The 16,967-nt window shown below is 64.9% G+C and carries 13 protein-coding genes; 3 read left to right on the top strand and 10 right to left on the bottom strand.

All coding sequences use genetic code 11. From position 1 onward, the window contains the following. Nucleotides 1-64 precede the first annotated feature (64 nt). On the top strand, nt 65-1,963 hold the full coding sequence (locus tag CAF78_RS20235) for a sigma-54-dependent Fis family transcriptional regulator (protein WP_085677439.1): 1,899 nt from the start codon (nt 65-67) through the stop codon (nt 1,961-1,963). Between the two features lie 934 nt (nt 1,964-2,897). On the opposite strand, the gene aldA is transcribed toward CAF78_RS20235, so the two are convergent. Both aldA and CAF78_RS20225 read right to left on the bottom strand, forming a co-directional pair. After that, nucleotides 2,898-4,331, bottom strand: coding sequence for an aldehyde dehydrogenase (gene aldA, locus CAF78_RS20230; RefSeq protein ID WP_085677438.1), 1,434 nt, complete (start codon nt 4,329-4,331; stop codon nt 2,898-2,900). 7 nt (nt 4,332-4,338) lie between these two features. Beyond that, a complete protein-coding gene (locus tag CAF78_RS20225) occupies nt 4,339-6,504 on the bottom strand; it encodes a PQQ-dependent dehydrogenase, methanol/ethanol family (RefSeq protein ID WP_085677437.1) in 2,166 nt (721 codons plus the stop codon). 262 nt (nt 6,505-6,766) lie between these two features. On the opposite strand from CAF78_RS20225, the gene CAF78_RS20220 reads away from it, so the two are divergent. Beyond that, entirely contained in the window at nt 6,767-7,777 is a 1,011-nt protein-coding gene (locus CAF78_RS20220) for an aldo/keto reductase (protein WP_085677436.1), read from the top strand. Nucleotides 7,778-7,991: 214 nt separating this feature from the next. Beyond that, entirely contained in the window at nt 7,992-9,089 is a 1,098-nt protein-coding gene (locus tag CAF78_RS20215) for an alkene reductase (RefSeq protein ID WP_085677435.1), read from the top strand. A 143-nt stretch (nt 9,090-9,232) separates the two neighbouring features. Here the strand turns inward: CAF78_RS20215 and CAF78_RS20210 are convergent, their stop codons facing one another. The 8 genes from CAF78_RS20210 to CAF78_RS20170 form a co-directional block, all read right to left on the bottom strand. Continuing rightward, nucleotides 9,233-10,213 (bottom strand): LLM class flavin-dependent oxidoreductase, encoded by a 981-nt coding sequence (locus tag CAF78_RS20210; protein ID WP_085677434.1) that lies wholly within the window; start codon nt 10,211-10,213, stop codon nt 9,233-9,235. A 99-nt stretch (nt 10,214-10,312) separates the two neighbouring features. Next, on the bottom strand, nt 10,313-11,224 hold the full coding sequence (locus CAF78_RS20205) for a LysR family transcriptional regulator (protein WP_085677433.1): 912 nt from the start codon (nt 11,222-11,224) through the stop codon (nt 10,313-10,315). 63 nt (nt 11,225-11,287) lie between these two features. Further along, nucleotides 11,288-11,962: a TraX family protein gene (locus tag CAF78_RS20200; RefSeq protein WP_085677432.1), complete on the bottom strand. Its 675-nt coding sequence runs from the start codon at nt 11,960-11,962 to the stop codon at nt 11,288-11,290. A 3-nt stretch (nt 11,963-11,965) separates the two neighbouring features. Further along, nucleotides 11,966-13,051 carry a metal-dependent hydrolase gene (locus CAF78_RS20195; protein WP_085677431.1) on the bottom strand — a complete coding sequence of 362 codons (1,086 nt, stop codon included), beginning with the start codon at nt 13,049-13,051 and terminating at the stop codon, nt 11,966-11,968. Between the two features lie 200 nt (nt 13,052-13,251). Continuing rightward, complete coding sequence (locus CAF78_RS20185; protein ID WP_085677429.1) at nt 13,252-14,502, bottom strand: OprD family porin; 1,251 nt, start codon at nt 14,500-14,502, stop codon at nt 13,252-13,254. A gap of 54 nt (nt 14,503-14,556) precedes the next feature. Next, on the bottom strand, nt 14,557-15,756 hold the full coding sequence (locus CAF78_RS20180; protein WP_085677428.1) for a benzoate/H(+) symporter BenE family transporter: 1,200 nt from the start codon (nt 15,754-15,756) through the stop codon (nt 14,557-14,559). Nucleotides 15,757-15,914: 158 nt separating this feature from the next. Next, nucleotides 15,915-16,829, bottom strand: a complete 915-nt coding sequence (catA, locus tag CAF78_RS20175; protein WP_085677427.1) for a catechol 1,2-dioxygenase — start codon at nt 16,827-16,829, stop codon at nt 15,915-15,917. A gap of 39 nt (nt 16,830-16,868) precedes the next feature. Beyond that, nucleotides 16,869-16,967, bottom strand: a 99-nt coding sequence (locus CAF78_RS20170; RefSeq protein ID WP_305881761.1) for a muconolactone Delta-isomerase family protein, incomplete at its 5' end; no start/stop codon positions are given.

Genomic DNA, 16,967 nt, shown 5'->3' with positions numbered 1-16,967 from the left:
CCCTGCCCACGCAAAACCAGCTATGGTTTCCCCACACCCAATAACAAGAACCCATGGAGCGCCCATGTCCGCTCAGACTCGCGCCAGGGAACTGGCCGCCTTCGTCGACAGCCATTTCGCCAACCGAGGCCTGGTGCCGGAAACCGTGATTGCCGAATCCTGGTACCGCAGCATCAACCAGCACCACCTCGACCCTGACCTGCGCCATGTCGACAACATCCTCAGCGCCGGCGAAATCCGCCAGCACCAGGCCCAGCACGAAGCCTACCTGGCAATCGCCAGCCAGGGCGTCAGCGGCCTGGCCCGGCGCGTGGTGGATGCTGGTTTCGCGGTGCTGCTCAGCGACGCCGAGGGCATCACCCTGGATGCCCGCCTGCCAGCCGATCAGCAGCGCTACACCCGTTCCGGCCTGATCGTCGGCGCCCGCTGGGACGAATCCATCGCCGGCACCAACGGCATAGGCACTGCGCTCGCCTCGCAACAGGCGCTGACCATCCACCGCCAGGAACACTTCCTGGCCGCCAACGCCCGCCTCAGTTGTTCGGTTTCGCCCATCTTCGACGCCCACAACCAATTGCTGGGTTGCCTCAATGCAACCTGCCTGTACAACGATGGCCCCAAGCAGGCCCAGCACCTGACCCTGCAGCTGGTGACCCTGTATGCCCGGCTGATCGAGAACACCCATTTCCGCCAGCGCTACCGCGATCGCCTGACCCTGGCGCTGAAACCGCGCGACGAATTCACCGACCTGGCCGCCGAACAGTTGCTGGCGCTGGACGAAGGCGGCCGGGTGATTGGCGCCAACCGTGCGGCGTTCCTGGCCCTTGACGGCAATCTGCTGGGCCTGCGCATCGACCAGTTGCTACCCGCCGACATCGACCAGTTGCTCGACCTCACCCGTGGTGGTGCCCAGGGTACGCAACTGCGCAGCCATCACCGGCTGCAGTTGCTGGACGTCGGCCTGCGCGTGCCTGGCGGCTACCGCCAACCCGCAGCCGTACGCCCTTCAGCCCCCGGCAGTGGCCACCCCGGCCTTGCGCAGCTGGCCGGCAACGACGTGCACTTGCAACATGGCGTGCGGCGGCTGCGCAAGGTGCTCGACAAGGACATCGCCATTCTCCTCAGCGGCGAGACCGGCACCGGCAAGGAAGCCTTCGCCCGCGCCCTGCACCAGGCCAGCCAGCGGCATGGCAAACCGTTCGTGGCACTCAACTGTGCCGCGATACCGGAATCGCTGATTGAGAGCGAGCTGTTCGGCTACCGCGCAGGCAGCTTCACCGGGGCCAACCGCAAGGGGATGAAAGGCAAGCTGGAGCAGGCCAACGGCGGCACGCTGTTCCTCGATGAGATAGGCGACATGCCGACGCACCTGCAAACCCGGCTGCTGCGGGTGCTGGCCGAGCGCGAGCTGGTGCCATTGGGCGCTGAAACACCGGTGGCGCTGGATGTTCAGGTGATTTCAGCAACACACCAGGACCTGCAGGCAATGATCGCCGCCAAGCGCTTTCGTGAAGACCTTTACTACCGCCTGTGCGGCCTGCGCATGCACCTGCCGGCATTGCGCGAGCGCAGTGATCGGCGCGAGCTGATCGAACAGCTGCTGGCCGGGCTGTCGAGTGGTTTGCGCTTGAGCGATGAGGCGCGGGACTGCTTGCTCAAGCATGCCTGGCCCGGCAATGTGCGGCAGTTGCTCAACGCGTTGCGCCAGGCGGTGGCGCTGGCAGAAAATGCAGTGATCGAACTGGCTGACCTGCCAGAAGACCTGCAGGAGCGGGCAACGCTCAGCAAACCGACGGCACTGGAACAGCAGGTCGAGGATGTCGAGGCGCGGCATTTGCTGGAGGTGCTGCGGCGCGAACGCTGGAACATGAGCGCGGCAGCACAGGCAGCGGGGGTTTCGCGTTCGACGTTGTACCGCAAGATGAAGCGCTACGGGATCGTCCAGCCGAACCAGCTAGGTTGACCGTGCCGCCCCCTTCGCGGGCAAGCCCGCTCCCACAGGTAATGCACAGCCCTTGAAGACTGTGCACCCTGTGCCAAGGCTGATGCACAGCCCTTGAAGACTGTGCAACCTGTGCCAAGGCTATGCACAGCCCTTGAAGACTGTGCACCCTGTGCCAAGGCTGATGCACAGCCCTTGAAGACTGTGCAACCTGTGCCAAGGCTATGCACAGCCCTTGAAGACTGTGCACCCTGTGCCAAGGCTGATGCACAGCCCTTGAAGACTGTGCAACCTGTGCCAAGGCTATGCACAGCCCTTGAAGACTGTGCAACCTGTGCCAAGGCTGATGCACAGCACTTGAAGGCTGTGCACCCTGTGCCAAGGCTGATGCACAGCACTTGAAGGCTGTGCACCCTGTGCCAAGGCTGATGCACAGCACTTGAAGGCTGTGCACCCTGTGCCAAGGCTGATGCACAGCACTTGAAGGCTGTGCACCCTGTGCCAAGGCTGATGCACAGCACTTGAAGGCTGTGCACCCTGTGCCAAGGCTGATGCACAGCACTTGAAGGCTGTGCACCCTGTGCCAAGGCTGATGCACAGCACTTGAAGGCTGTGCAACCTGTGCCAAGGCTGATGCACAGCACTTGAAGGCTGTGCAACCTGTGCCAAGGCTGATGCACAGCACTTGAAGGCTGTGCACCCTGTGCCAAGGCTGATGCACAGCCCTTGAAGACTGTGCACCCTGTGCCAAGGCTGATGCACAGCACTTGAAGGCGGTGCACCCTGTGCCAAGGCTGATGCACAGCACTTGAAGGCGGTGCACCCTGTGCCAAGGCTGATGCACAGCACTTGAAGGCTGTGCACCCTGTGCCAAGGCTGATGCACAGCACTTGAAGGCTGTGCACTCCCTGTGGGAGCGGGCTTGCCCGCGAAGGGGCCGGTACAGGCTTACCCCTCAGCCTTGGATGTAGACCACCTGGGTCCGGGTGTACTCATACAGCCCATGCTTGCCATCGGCGCCGCCAACCCCCGACTTGCGCGCCCCGGCATGGAAGCCCTGCATGGCCTCGAAGTTCTCCCGGTTGATGTAGGTCTCGCCAAAGTCGATCTCGCGGCAGGCCTTCAACGTCGCATTCAGGTCGCGGGTATAGATCGACGAGGTCAGCCCATACTCGCTGTCATTGGCCAGCGCAATGGCCTCATCCAGATCGTCCACCACCTGGATCGGCAACACCGGCCCGAAAATCTCCTTGCGCATGATCTCCATGTCCGCCTTGCAAGCCGCCAGCACAGTCGGCTGATAGTGGAAGCCGGCGCCCAGATCGGCCACCTGCCCGCCGGTGACCAGTTGCGCGCCCTGCCCGGTTGCCGTGCGTACCATCTGTGCAACCTTGTCCAGCCCGGCCTGGTTGATCAACGGCCCCATGTCCAGATCCGCTTGCGCTGACGGGTCGCCATAGCGCGTGGCCGCCATCGCCTGGGCCACCTTGTCGATGAAGGCATCGGCGACCTTGCGCTCCACATACACGCGCTCGGCACAGTTGCACACCTGCCCGGTGTTGATCACCCGCGACGCGACGATGGCCTTCACCGCCAGCGACAGGTCGGCATCGGCCAGCACGATGGCGGGGGCCTTGCCGCCCAGTTCAAGGTTGAGCTTGGTGATGTTCGGCGCCGCCGCCGCCATGATGCGCGCGCCGGTGGTCACACTGCCGGTGAAGCTCACCAGGTCGACCCCGGCGTGGCTCGACAGGCCATGGCCAACGCTTGCGCCTTTGCCGCCGATAACGTTGAAGACCCCTGCCGGCAGGTCGGTCTCGGCCACCAGCCTGGCAAAGGCGTAGCAGTTGATCGGGGTTTCTTCGCTGGGCTTGATGACGATGGTGTTGCCCGTCAGCAAGGCCGGGGCCATCTTGCGGGCGATCAGGAAGAACGGGAAATTCCACGGCAGGATGCCTGCCACCACGCCGAGCGGCTTGCGCATCAGGAAGATGTGCTCGTTGGCTCGGTCGCTGGTCAGCACCTCACCTTCCAGGCGCCGCGCCCACTCGGCCATGTAATCCAGGTAATCGGCGGTGAAGTTGACCTCGACCTGGGCCAGCGCGGGTACCTTGCCCCCTTCCTCGGTAATGATGCGCGCCAGGCGGTCGGCATTGGCCCTGACCTTGGCGGCGATCTGGCGCAGATAGCCGGCACGCTCGATGGCGGTTTTCGCAGCCCAGCCCTTTTGCGCCCGGCGCGCTGCGGCAATGGCCCGCTCCACGTGTTCGGTGGGCGACTCGGGCACTCGGCCGAGCAACTGGCCATTGGCCGGGTTGTACACCTCGAGCAAAGATTCACTGGCAACGAACGCGTTGTCGATGAAGTTCTGGTAAACCGAATCGGTCATGGTCGTTTCACTCCTGTGGGTGGTTGTCGGCCAGCGGCGGCTGGGCAGCCGGCTTGGCGCTGAACTGCTGCCAGGCATCGCCCTCGCGCTTGAGGTCATGGGCGCGCTTGATCAGGTACTGGTGTACCTGTTCGACTTGCTCGGGCTTGAGGTTGTCGGCGAACGACGGCATGCCGTCCGGCACCCGGCCGCCATAGAGAATGCCGAGGAACATCTGGTGCTTGTCGGCGCTCAGCTTGCGCAGGTCCGGTAGCACTCCGCCGCTGACAGCGTGGATGCCGTGGCATTGCGAGCAGTTGCCGTCGTACAGCGCGGCACCGGCGGCGACGGTCTGGGCGTCGGCGGTGAGCGGCGGCGGTTCGGGGGCGTTCGCCGGTGGTGCCGGTTCACGCAGCTTGGCGGTGCCACCGAGCTTGTAGGTCAGCACCTGGGAGAACGGCTGCACGCCGGCGCGCAGCGACAGGGCTCCGGCAAAGGTGGAAAACGCGCCGCCCCAGCCGGCCATGAACGTCACGTATTGCTCGCCATCCACCGAATAGGTGATCGGCGCCGCCATCACGCCGCTGGCCGCTGGCGACTCCCAGAGCTTCTTGCCCGAATCGGCGGCGTAGGCGATCACCCGGCCATCGGCGCTGCCCTCGAACACCAGGTTGCCTGCGGTGCTCAGGGTGCCGCCGTTGAAGATGGTGATGTAGGGCACTTCCCAGGCCGGAGCCTGCTTGACCGGGTCCCAGGCGATCAGCTTGCCGGACCAGGTCTTGGCCATGTCCAGCAAACCGTCGGCGCCTTCGGGCATCATGCCGGTGCGCAGGCCCAGTTGGTACACGCTCTTGAACGGGTTGCGCCTGGGCGCTTCGGGAATGTGCTCGTAATAGGCCGACATGATGTGCGCCGGGATGTACACCAGCCCGGTCTGCGGGTTGTAGGACATCGGGTGCCAGTCATGGGCGCCCCAGAATGCCGGGGTCACCAGCTTGCGCTTGCCGTCCTTCCAGTAGGCTGCGGCCTCGTCGTCGAGGATCGGCCGCCCGGTCTTCATGTCGATGCCCTTGGCCCAGTTTACCGGCACGATGTTCTTCGCCGACAACAGCTCGCCGGTGGTGCGGTCGAGCACATAGAAGAAGCCGTTCTTCGGCGCCTGCATCAGCACCTTGCGCGGCTTGCCGTCGATCGGCAGCTCGGCGAGGATCATGTGCTGGGTGGCGGTGAAGTCCCAGGCATCGCCGGGCGTGGTCTGGTAATGCCAGGCGTATTCGCCGGTATCGGCGTTCACTGCGACGATTGACGACAGGAACAGGTTGTCGCCCTTGGCCTGGCTGCGCCACTTCGGGTCCCACATCGAGCCGTTGCCAACCCCGATGTACAACAGGTTCAGCTGCGGGTCATAGGCGAACGAGTCCCAGGCGGTACCGCCGCCGCCCCATTCGACATAGGCATCGCCGTGCCAGGTCTTGCTGGCGATTGCCATGGCCTTGTCTTCCGGCGGCAGCTTCGGGTCACCTGGCACGGTGAAGAAGCGCCAGGCCTGCTTGCCGGTTTCGGCATCGTAGGCGGTCACGTAGCCGCGTACGCCGAACTCGGCGCCGCCATTGCCGATGATGACCTTGCCGTTGACCACCCGAGGCGCGCCGGTGATGGTGTAGCTGCGCTTGTGGTCGTCGCGGGTATCCACCGACCACACGCGTTTGCCGCTCTTGGCATCGATCGCTTCCAGGCGCCCATCCAGCACGCCGACATAGACCTTGCCCTGCCACACCGCCACACCGCGGTTGACCGCATCGCAGCAGGCCTCGCCGGCGCGGTTGCGGTCCGACTGCGGGTCGTACTTCCACAGCAATGCGCCGTTGCGGGCATCCAGGGCATACACCACCGAGAACGGCCCGGTGGTGTACATCACCCCGTCGACCACGATCGGCGTGGCCTCGACGCCACGGTCGAGGTCGAGCTTGTAGCTCCAGGCCAGGCCCAGCTGGTTGACGTTGCTCTGGTCGATCGCCTTGAGCGGGCTGTAGCGTTGCTCGTCGTAGGTACGGCCATGGCTCATCCAGTTGCCGGGTTCCTTGTCGGCGTCGATGATGCGCTTGCCGTCGACTTCGGCGGCGAAGGCAGGGGCGCTGCAGGCCAGGGCCAAGGCCAGGCAGCTGATGAAACGGTGTGGGCCGGTTCGGTTCATGCTCGGTTCTCCGTTCTTGTTATGGCGACACCGCGGCAGGCGTCGACTGCGAACAGAGCAACGGCTGTGCCAGCGCCTGGAAAACACCACGAAACCGCCGCATTAGAGCGTTCCGCACCCAACGCGAGAGAAACCGCAGGGTTGCGCGCGTTGCCGCATCGGCGACACACCTGGCGCAGTGCTGACACAGCTGTGTCAGCCTTTCAAACCCCGCCGGTTCTGTGTAAAACAACCGTATCATTCCCCGCAAAGGACACTCGCCATGCTCTACCGCCCCCTTGGCCAATCCGGCCTGCAAGTCTCCGCCCTGACCCTGGGCAGCATGATGTTCGGCGAGCAGACCAGCACCGAGGATGCACTGCGGATCATCGACAAGGCCTGGGACCAGGGCATCAACTTCATCGACACCGCCGACGTTTACAACGCCGGCCGCTCCGAGGAGATCGTCGGTGAGGCGGTGGCGCGCCATCGCCAGGACTGGGTGGTCGCTTCCAAGGTCGGCATGGGGCCCACCGATGGCCTGCCCAACCGCAGCGGGCTGTCGCGCAAGCACATCTTCAATGGCATCGATGCCACGCTGACACGCATGCACCTGGATTACCTGGACATCTACTACCTGCACCGCGAAGACCACAAGGTGCCGCTGGAAGAGACCGTGCGGGCCATCGGCGACCTGCTGCAGCAGGGCAAGATCCGTTACTGGGGGGTGTCCAACTACCGCGGCTGGCGCATCGCCGAGATCTGCAACGTCGCCGAGCGCCTGGGTGTGGCCAAGCCGGTGGTGAGCCAGCCGCTGTACAACATCGTCAATCGCCAGGCCGAGCCGGAGCAGATGACTGCCGCCGCCTATCACGGCCTGGGCGTGGTGCCGTTCAGCCCGCTGGCCCGCGGGGTGCTCAGCGGCAAGTACGCGCCGGGCGCCGAGCCCGAGGCCGGCAGCCGCGCGGCGCGCCAGGACAAGCGCATCATGGAGGTGGAATGGCGCCAGGAGTCGCTGGCCATTGCCCGGCAGTTGCAGGATTACGTGCAGGCCAAGGGCGTGGGGTTGGTCGAGTTCGCGATTGCCTGGGTGCTCAACAGCCAACTGGTCAGCTCGGCCATCGTCGGGCCGCGCACCGAGGCGCAGTGGGATACCTATGGCGGGGCGCTGGACGTGAAGATCACGGCGGAAGATGAAGCATTCGTCGATTCGCTGGTGACGCCAGGGCATGCGTCGACGCCCGGTTTCAACGATGTCGCGCATTTTGTCAGTGGGCGGTTGGCTCGTCGCTGAGTCTCCTGCACTGGCCTCTTCGCGGGCAAGCCCGCTCCCACAGGGGTATCACTGCCTTGAAGAGGGTGGTGACCCTGTGGGAGCGGGCTTGCCCGCGAAGAGGCCAGTACATGTAAAAGCCATTGGGGAGCTCTGCGCCGGGGTCCCGGTCCCCCCTTTCCCCAATCATCCCGGTATCGTTCGCGCCATTGGTTTTCCCACCTCTGGAGCAGCAATGAAACTCTTGCAACCCCTGCAGATCGGCCCCTTGACCCTGCCCAACCGCGTGTTCATGGCCCCGCTCACCCGTCTGCGCAGCCTCGAACCTGGCGACGTGCCAACGCCGATGATGGCCGAGTACTACCGCCAGCGCGCCAGCGCCGGCCTGATCATCACCGAAGCCACGCAGATCTCCTTCCAGGCCAAGGGCTACTCCGGCTCGCCTGGTATCCACAGCGCCGAGCAGATCGCCGCCTGGCAAGTCGTGAACCAAGGCATTCACGCCGCAGGCGGTCACAGCGCCGTGCAGGTCTGGCACACCGGCCGCGTATCGCACACCTCGCTGCAGCCGGATGGCCAGGCACCGGTCGCGCCATCCGCCCTGCCAGCCAATGCCCGCACCACCCTGCGTGATGAACAAGGCAACCTGATGCGGGTGGAGACCTCCGCACCCCGCGCCCTGAGCGAAGACGAGATTGCCGCGATCGTTGCCGATTTCGGCCAGGCCGCCGCCAACGCCCGCGAGGCCGGTTTCGACTTCATCGAGCTGCATGCTGCCCACGGCTACCTGCTGCACCAGTTCCTCACCCCAAGCGCCAACCAGCGTGAAGACCGTTACGGCGGCAGCGTGGAAAACCGTGCGCGTATCGTGCTCGATGCGGTGGACGCGGCGATCGCCAACTGGAGCGCCGAGCGCATCGGCATCCGCGTGTTCCCGCTGGGTGGCTTCAATGGCGTGGACAACGGCGAAGACCAGGAAGCCGCTGGCTTGTACCTGATCAAGGAACTGGCCAAGCGCAACCTCGCCTACCTGCACCTGTCCGAGCCGGACTGGGCGGGTGGCAAGCCACTGCGGGACGCATTCCGTGAGCAGATTCGTGCGGCGTACCCGGGCGTGATCATCGCTGCAGGTGCCTATACCGCCGAGAAAGGCGAAGACCTGATCGGGCGTGGCCTGATCGATGCCGTGGCGTTCGGGCGCAGCTACATCGCCAACCCGGACCTGGTGGAGCGGCTGCGGCTGCAAGCGCCGTTGAACGAGCATCGTACGCAGTTCGACTATGCCAATGGGCCTGAGGGGTATACGGATTATCCGTTCCTGAAGCAGGCCTGAAGCGAAAAGGGGAGCCACAAGGCTCCCTTATTTATCGCCATGGCCCCTTCGCGGGCAAGCCCGCTCCCACAGGTATCGCACAAAGTTCAAGCGTTGTGCGATACCTGTGGGAGCGGGCTTGCCCGCGAAGGGGCCAGTGAGGTTTAACTCAATTCAGCCAGAGCCCGCGCCGCATAAGCATGCGAGCGCAACCGCGCCAACGGATCATGGATCCGGCAGTCGATCATCAGCTCATCCGCCCCGGTCTGCTCGATCAGCGACCGCAGCCCTTCCCGCACCCGCTCCGGCCCACCGGCAACAGAACAGGCCATCACCTGCTCCAGTACCGCCCGCTCATGCCCGGGCAAGCTCTGCACATACCCTTCCTGCGGCTTGGGCAGCAAGCCGAAGCGCCCGACGTGCAGGTCCAGCATCCACTTGCGGTGCGAGCTGGCCTGGTAATCGGCTTCGGCATCGCTGTCGGCGGCGAACAGGTTCACGCCCACCATCACATACGGCTTGGCCAGTTGCGCGGAAGGCTGGAAGTTCGCCCGATAATGGGCAATCGCCTGCAGCAGGTAACGCGGTGCGAAATGCGAGGCAAAGGCATACGGCAGCCCCAGTTTGGCCGCCAGGTCGGCACCGAAGAGGCTGGAGCCGAGGATCCACACCGGCACCGGGTGCGCGCCCGGCACACCGCGGACCTGACGCTTGCCGTTGTCGGCCAGGTAATCGCGCAGTTCGGCGATGTCCTGGCTGAAATCACGCTCCGGCGCGGCACCGCGCAAGGCGCGAACGGTGGGCCCCGAGGTACCGGGCGCACGCCCCAGGCCCAGGTCGATGCGCCCCGGATGCAGCGTGTCGAGGGTGCCGAACTGCTCGGCGACCACCAACGGCGCATGGTTGGGCAGCATGATGCCGCCGGCACCGACGCGGATGTGCTTCGTGGCATTGGCGATTTCGTTGATCACCAGCGAGGTGGCGGCCGAACCGATGCCGGGCATGTCGTGGTGCTCGGCGATCCAGTAGCGGCGGTAGTCATGCTGCTCGACGTGGCGAGCCAGCTGGCGGGATTCTTCGATCGCGTCGGCGAAGGTCTTGCCTTCGCCAATCATGACCAGATCCAGAACGGACAAGGCAGTCATGGGTTCTCCAGAGGGATTATCAGTGACGCCAGTGTCTGCGCTGCTTGGCCAGGGATAAACCCGAACTCAGGCCCCATATACGGGCCTGGCAGTCCCCAATCAGCCCTCCCAGGGCACGCCCTGCTCCCAAGTCGCCACCAGCAGGTCGATGAAGCCGCGCACCCGTGGCGACAGGTGCCGCTTGCTCGGGTAGACCACGCGGATCGGGTCTGCTGGCGGGCGGTAGTCGTGCAGCACTTCCACCAAGGTACCGGCCCGCAAGTCGTCGCCGGTGATGTAGGTCGGCAGATGAATCAGGCCGAAGCCGGCCCGCGCGCCATCGAGCATCGCCTCGGAACTGTCGATGTTCAGCCGCCCGGGCTCTTCGCACAGGTGCAGCCCTTCGGCGGTGTGGAAGCGCCAGGGCATCGACTTCTCGCCAGCAAGGAAGGCGATCTTGTCATGCCCGTAAAGGTCCGCGGGTACCTGCGGCACGCCGTGCTGGCTGAGGTACCCGGGCGAGGCGCAGGTGACGAACTGCTGCCAGGCGACAGTACGGGTCAACAGTTGCGAATCTTCCTTGGGTGCGCCGATGCGCACGGCGACGTCGACGCCCTCCTCGACCAGGTCGACGAAGCGGTCGGTGAAACGGATATCAGCGCGCAGCTCGGGCCATTGCTTGAGGTACTGGTCGAGAATCGGCAGCACATGGCGCTGGCCGAGCGACAGCGGCGCGGTCAGGCGCAGGGTTCCGGTGGGTTTGCCACGGCGCTGGGCCATGGTGCTTTCCACCTCGTCCAGGTCATCGAGGATCTGCCGCCAGCGCTCATAAGCCACCAGGCCCTCGTCGGTCAGGCTCAACTTGCGCGTGGTGCGGTTGAGCAGGCGCACCGCCATGCGCGCTTCCAGCCGGGCGATGCTCTTGCCCACCGCCGAGCGCGTCAGGCCAAGGCTGGCCGCCGCTGCGGTGAAGCTGCCGGCCTTCACGGCACTGACGAAGGCGGCGATGTCGCCGAAGCGGTTGGGTTCCATGGTGGGCTCCTGCGGGTACGGAAGACCCGCTTAGATGGGTGCGATCGGCGCCATTGCAAGGGCTCAGACAAGGACTTTGATGAGCAACAGGTGCACAGGGTAGAACAGGTAGCCCCAACGCCGCACCGCCGGCACCGGCCAGTGCGCGACCCGCAGCAGCAAGCAGCCCACGGGAATCGCCAGCGCCGCAGCAGCCATGGTGAGCACGGTCATCGGGGCCCCGAGATGTTCGCGCAGCCAGCTGTTGGTCAGGTTGCCCGCCACGGCGAGCAGGCACGGCAGCAACCAGTTCAGCCCACCCAGCCGACGTGCCAGCAACCAGCCGGCCGGTAGCAACACACCGGGCAGTCCGTACATCAAGCGCTCGCTGTAGCCTGCACCTAGCAATACGGCTGCGAGCCCGACCAGGCGCAGCCCGGCCTGCTGATATTGCACACCCCATGCAACCAGCAGCCCCAAGCTCAGCGTAGGAATGATGCTGAAGGTCTGCGAGTCGGGGTCCAGCCAGCGATAAGGTGCTTCGGAGAGTATGGCGAACGCCAGCATCCAGCCGAGGTAGCGCAGGTTGATGTTGCCAGCACGGGCGACGTTGACCGCCATGGCCAGGCAGAACAAGGGGAACGCGAACCGGCCAACGATGAACAGGCCTTGCGCCTGGGGCCAGATGTACCGCACATGGTCGGCGACCATGGTCACGATCGCCACCCACTTGACCAGGTCCAGCCCCGCCGAGCGCACGCGCTAGTGCCCTGGCTCGCTGGCCTGCCCGAGGTATTTGCGGGTCCAGGCTGCCAGTGGCAACGGTGGTTGCTGGTCGAGGATGCGCCGCCAGATCAGTGCCAGGTCAGCGCTGCTGAACATCGAGCCCGCGCCGGCGCTTCTCCACATGCTCGGCCGGTCGACGATCCAGTAGCCCTGGCTGTCGCGGTGGGCCATGTTGAAGCGGAAGGTGTAATTGCCGGGGATGCCCATGCGCAGGTCAGTGACCACCAGCGCATCACCGATCTGGTCATAGCGCAACCAGTCGTCGGTGAACCAGCGCAAGCGCTGGAGCAACGCAGAACCGGCCAATGGCTTCGCCGCGTCCAGGTTCAACGGCAGCCGCTGCATTTCCGGCGCTTCGCGGTCGAAAACGCTGCTGATGCCTTCGTAGTAGTCGCCGTCCGGGGTCTTCGCCAGCACCCGCCAGACCAGGCTGTTGAAGGCCATCGGCACTGCACGCACCTGCGTCACCACGATGCCCTGCGCATCGAGTGCTGCCTGCAGGCGCTGTTCGGCAGCCATGCGACCGGCCAGGCCGAAGCCCAGATAGGCCGTGCTGAACAGCAGAGCCAGGCTCAACAACCGTATCGCCCTTCCCTGAATGCCCCTGAATGCGGCGTAGATAACCGCCACCAGCAGCGGCACGGTATACACCGGATCGATGATGAACACTGCCGCCCAGCTCAGCGGGGTGAAGGGCAGCGGCCAGAACAGCTGGGTGCCATAGACCGTGAATGCATCGAGGATGGGGTGGGTCACCAGCACCAGCCAGAACGCCAGGAACAGCCGGGGAAACGTGTAACCCTTGTCGGGCCATCGCGTTCGGGCCAGGCCATTGACCAGCCAGGCCAGCAGCAAGGCCAGCCCGGTGAGGACGAAGATCGAATGGGAAAAGCCGCGATGATAGGTCATCTGCGACACCGGGTCGGCGTAGCGGATGACCACGTCGAGGTCGGGTACGGTGCCCAGTGCGGCGCCATAGATGAGCGAGCGGCGGCCCTGGATACGGCCGAGTGCCGTGCCTTGCAAGGCGGCGCCAAGTACGGCTTGGGTGATCGAGTCCAAGGGTCAGCTTCCTGGTGGAACAATGGGGAAACCTAACCCTGTAAACCCGGCGGTTGCAAATGCTGGAGTGTGACAACAGATAGCAAGCACCTGCACCGGCCTCTTCGCGGGCTTGCCCGCTCCCACAGGGCCTTCGCAATATTGAAGAACTGCGCAGTACCTGTGGGAGCGGGCAAGCCCGCGAAGAGGCCGGCGATACTTCACAACAACTGCCAGGTGTACACCAGGGTCAGCCGGTTCTCATCGATATCACTGCGGTAGTTGGACCGCGCCATGGCATTGCGCACCCTGATGCCCAACCCCTTGAGCACCCCGCTCTGCACGGCATAGCCAATGTCCAGATCACGCTCGCGATCCTTGCCTTCAAACCCTTGGCCAGTGTCGACGTTGTTGCCGGTGATGTAGCGCACCGTCGCCGTCAGCCCAGGCATTCCCATCGCCGCAAAGTTGTAGTCGTAGCGCACCTGGTAGGAACGCTCGTCGGTATAGGCGAACTCATAGGTCGGCACTTCGTTGCCCAACGGCGAGATGTTGGCGAACACCCGCGGGAACGGGCTGTCGCCATAGATGCCCTGGTAGCCGGCGTGGAAGCTGTGGCCGCCATGCCGGGCGGTGAACATCGAGAAGAACGCCTGGTTGTCGATCCTGCCCAGCAACGCATCGCCATCCTCGCGAGCGGTGAAGTAGCCAAGGTTGGCGCTCAGCACCCAGTCCCCCACCGGCTTGCTGTGCTTGAGGCCAAGGAACCCCTGGTGGTAGATATCTTCAAGCTGCCCGTACCAGAGGCTGACGCTGCTCTGGTTGGCGTTGAACGCATAGTCACCGCCCACGTAGTTGAAGGCATCACTCTCGGCCTGGCGCTGGGGCACATGGCCGAGCATGGCGTTCATCTTGCCGTCGCCGCCCTCGTTGCGCAGGTGCGTGCTGGTCAGGTGCCCGGCCTGCACGGTGAGCCCGTCGATTTCCGCCGAGCTGATGCTGGTGCCCTGGTAGGTCGGCGGCAGTAGGCGGATATCGCTGAAGGTCAGCACCGGCAGGTTGGGCTGCAACTCACCCACGCGTAGCTCGGTTTTCGACAGCCTGGCCTTGAAGGTGGGCGCGATGCGGCTGTACTCGTCGGCCGCGCGGCCGTCACCGTGCACCGGCAGCAGGCCGGTATTGACCCGGTCCGGGCTGCTGTCGAGCTTGATGCCAAGCAGGCCCAGGGCATCGATGCCGAAGCCGACGGGCCCAGGCGTATAGCCGGATTTGAAATCGAGGATGAATCCCTGGGCCCACTCCTCGGCCTTCGATTGCTGGTTGGCCCCGACGATGTCGGAAAAATCACGGCTGAAGTAGTAATTGCGGGCACTGAGGCTGGCTTTGGCATCCTCGAAGAAGCCGCCTTCGGCGGCGAGCAAGGAGGGGCTGAGCAAGGTCAGCCCGATGGCGACGCAGGGGGTGTGGTTCATTCCGAAGCTCTCTTGATCTTGTTTTTATGGATAAAGCGCGGGGAACACGGGTTTTCAGGGGGTACGGCGCAGCACCTCGCGAGGTTGCGGGCGACGCAGCCGCAGCAGCGCATGGGCCAGCAGGCCGAACAGCAGCCCCCAGAACGCCGCCGACAGGCCAAGGAAGGACACCCCCGAAGCGGTGACCAGGAAGGTAAACAGCCCGGCATCGCGTTCGCTGGGTTCGGCCAGGCTGCGCGCCAGGGCCTCACTGATGGCCCCGTACAAGGCAAGGCCGGCCAGCGCCCCGATCAATGCCGCCGGGAACGCGGCGAACAGCGACATCAAGGTGGCCCCGGCGATACCCAGCAGCAGGTACAACGCGCTGCCAGCGACGGCTGCGACATAGCGCCGGCGCGGGTTTTCATGGGCTTCGTGGCCGGTGCACAGGCTGGCGGTAACGGCCGCGAGGTTCAGGCCATGGCAACCGAACGGCGCGAGCAGCGCACCGGCCATCGCGCTGGCGCTGATCAGCGGGCTGGCCGGCGTGGCGTAGCCTGCGTTGCGCAACACCGCCATGCCCGGCATGAACTGCCCGGTCAGTGCAACCAGCACCATCGGCAGTGCCAGGCTGAAGGTTGCCGCCAGGCTGAACTGCGGGGCGATCCACTGTGGCGAGGCCAGTTCCAGCACCAGCGCTTCGCTGCGAAAGGCACCACTGGCCACGGTCACCATGGTGCCGACAGCCAGCACTGCAGCCACGGCGTAGCGCGGTTGCAGCCTGCGCATCAGCACATAGGTCGCGAACATCGCCAGCACCAGCAGTGGCTGCACCGGCAGTGCCCGGAACACCTCGGAGCCGAAGCTGAACAGGACGCCAGCCTGCATGCCGGCCGCAATGGAACCTGGCAGGTGCGCGATGATGCGGTCGAAGGCCCCACTGATGCCGATCAACAGCAGGACCAGGTTGGCGACCAGATACGCACCCACGGCCTGCTCCAGGCCGAGTTGGGGCAAGGCGGTAACGAGCAGCGCCGAACCCGGGATCGACCAGGCGATCACCACCGGCACCCGGTAATGCAGGCTGAGCAAGGCGCCGAGCACGGCACTGCCCATGGACACGGCCCAGACCCAGGACGACAGCATGCCGTGGGACAGGCCGGCAGCGTCGGCGGCATGGAAGATGATCACCAGCGGGCCGGCGTAGGAAATCAGGGTCGCGATGCAGCCGGCGACCAGGGCTGACAGGGAGCAGTCCTTGATCAGGGTTTTCATGTGCTTTCTCGCAAGGCAGCGGCCGGCCTTGGTGGCTGGCTCTTGTTCTGTGTTGCTTTCTTCGCGGGCAAGCCCGCTCCCACAGAGACTGCGTCACTTACAGACCTGTGATACTTCTGTGGGAGCGGGCTTGCCCGCGAAGGCACCAGCGCGGTGTATCAGGCCTCTTGCAAGGCTCGTGGCCGCCCGCTGCGCTGCTCATCGCCATCGGCCTGGGCTGTCTGCAGCTGGAAGTCGAACTTCAACTCGGCATGGGGACCATCAGCCCCTTCATGGAACACCACCTCACCCACCAGCCCGTCACGGGTGGCATAGGCAAAGTCATCCCACAGGTACTTGTCCCCGGCCAGGTTGATCTGCGTGGTCAGGTGGCGGTGCCCCGGTGCCGAGATGAAGAAGTGCACATGGGCCGGGCGCTGGCCATGGCGGCCGAGCAGGTCCAGGCATTCCTGGGTCGGGCCCTGCGGGTCACAGCCATACCCCGACGGCACGATGGAGCGGGCGCGGTAGCGGCCTTCGGCATCGGTGACGATGCGCCGGCGCAGGTTGTACTCGGACTGGCTCTGATCGAAGAACGAGTAAGTGCCACGCGTATTGGCATGCCACAGGTCAACGATGGCGCCGGCCAGCGGCTGGCCCTGAGGGTCGAGCACCTGGCCCTCGAGGAACATGACGGTCGCCACGCCCTCCTCGCTGCCGTCGTCCATGCGCACTTCGCCTTGGGCGAGCGGCGCACCCGCCACATACAGCGGGCCTTCGATGGTGCGCGGTGTGCCACCGGTCAAACCGACCTCGGCGTCCTTGGCATCCTGCAGCAGGTCGAGGAAGTGCTCGATGCCCAGGCCCGCCACCAGCAGCCCGGCTTCACCGCGCCCGCCAAGGCGGTTCAGGTAGTCGACGGCATGCCAGAACTCGTCCTCGGTGACTTCCAGGTCTTCGATCAGGCGTGCGGTGTCCTGCAGCACCCGCTGGATGATGCGTTTCAGGCGCGGGCTGCCTTCGTCATTGCCAAAGCCGGCGACTTCTTCGAAGAACTTCTGGATATCGGCAGTGTGGGAAATCTTCACGGTCATGGTGGTTACCTCATCTTGTTCTTGTGCAAAAGGCTGGGGTCAGCGGTCGTCGCTGTGGATCGACGAGGGGTGGCGGCACAGGCCGTCGACCTCGATGTCCATGTACGGGAACAGCGGCAGCTGCATCAGCGTGTCGTG

Source organism: Pseudomonas sp. R28(2017) (assembly GCF_002112505.1).
Classification (GTDB): Bacteria; Pseudomonadota; Gammaproteobacteria; order Pseudomonadales; family Pseudomonadaceae; genus Aquipseudomonas.
Note: the sequence above shows the minus strand (reverse complement) of the source record. Positions and strands in the feature narration are given on the sequence as shown.

Bases quoted from the DNA above. Each gene is read 5' to 3' on its own strand.
- CAF78_RS20235 (WP_085677439.1), top strand. From the start codon at position 65: ATGTCCGCTCAGACTCGCGCCAGGGAACTGGCCGCCTTCGTCGACAGC.
- aldA (WP_085677438.1), bottom strand. From the start codon at position 4,331: ATGACCGATTCGGTTTACCAGAACTTCATCGACAACGCGTTCGTTGCC.
- CAF78_RS20225 (WP_085677437.1), bottom strand. From the start codon at position 6,504: ATGAACCGAACCGGCCCACACCGTTTCATCAGCTGCCTGGCCTTGGCC.
- CAF78_RS20220 (WP_085677436.1), top strand. From the start codon at position 6,767: ATGCTCTACCGCCCCCTTGGCCAATCCGGCCTGCAAGTCTCCGCCCTG.
- CAF78_RS20215 (WP_085677435.1), top strand. From the start codon at position 7,992: ATGAAACTCTTGCAACCCCTGCAGATCGGCCCCTTGACCCTGCCCAAC.
- CAF78_RS20210 (WP_085677434.1), bottom strand. From the start codon at position 10,213: ATGACTGCCTTGTCCGTTCTGGATCTGGTCATGATTGGCGAAGGCAAG.
- CAF78_RS20205 (WP_085677433.1), bottom strand. From the start codon at position 11,224: ATGGAACCCAACCGCTTCGGCGACATCGCCGCCTTCGTCAGTGCCGTG.
- CAF78_RS20185 (WP_085677429.1), bottom strand. From the start codon at position 14,502: ATGAACCACACCCCCTGCGTCGCCATCGGGCTGACCTTGCTCAGCCCC.
- CAF78_RS20180 (WP_085677428.1), bottom strand. From the start codon at position 15,756: ATGAAAACCCTGATCAAGGACTGCTCCCTGTCAGCCCTGGTCGCCGGC.
- catA (WP_085677427.1), bottom strand. From the start codon at position 16,829: ATGACCGTGAAGATTTCCCACACTGCCGATATCCAGAAGTTCTTCGAA.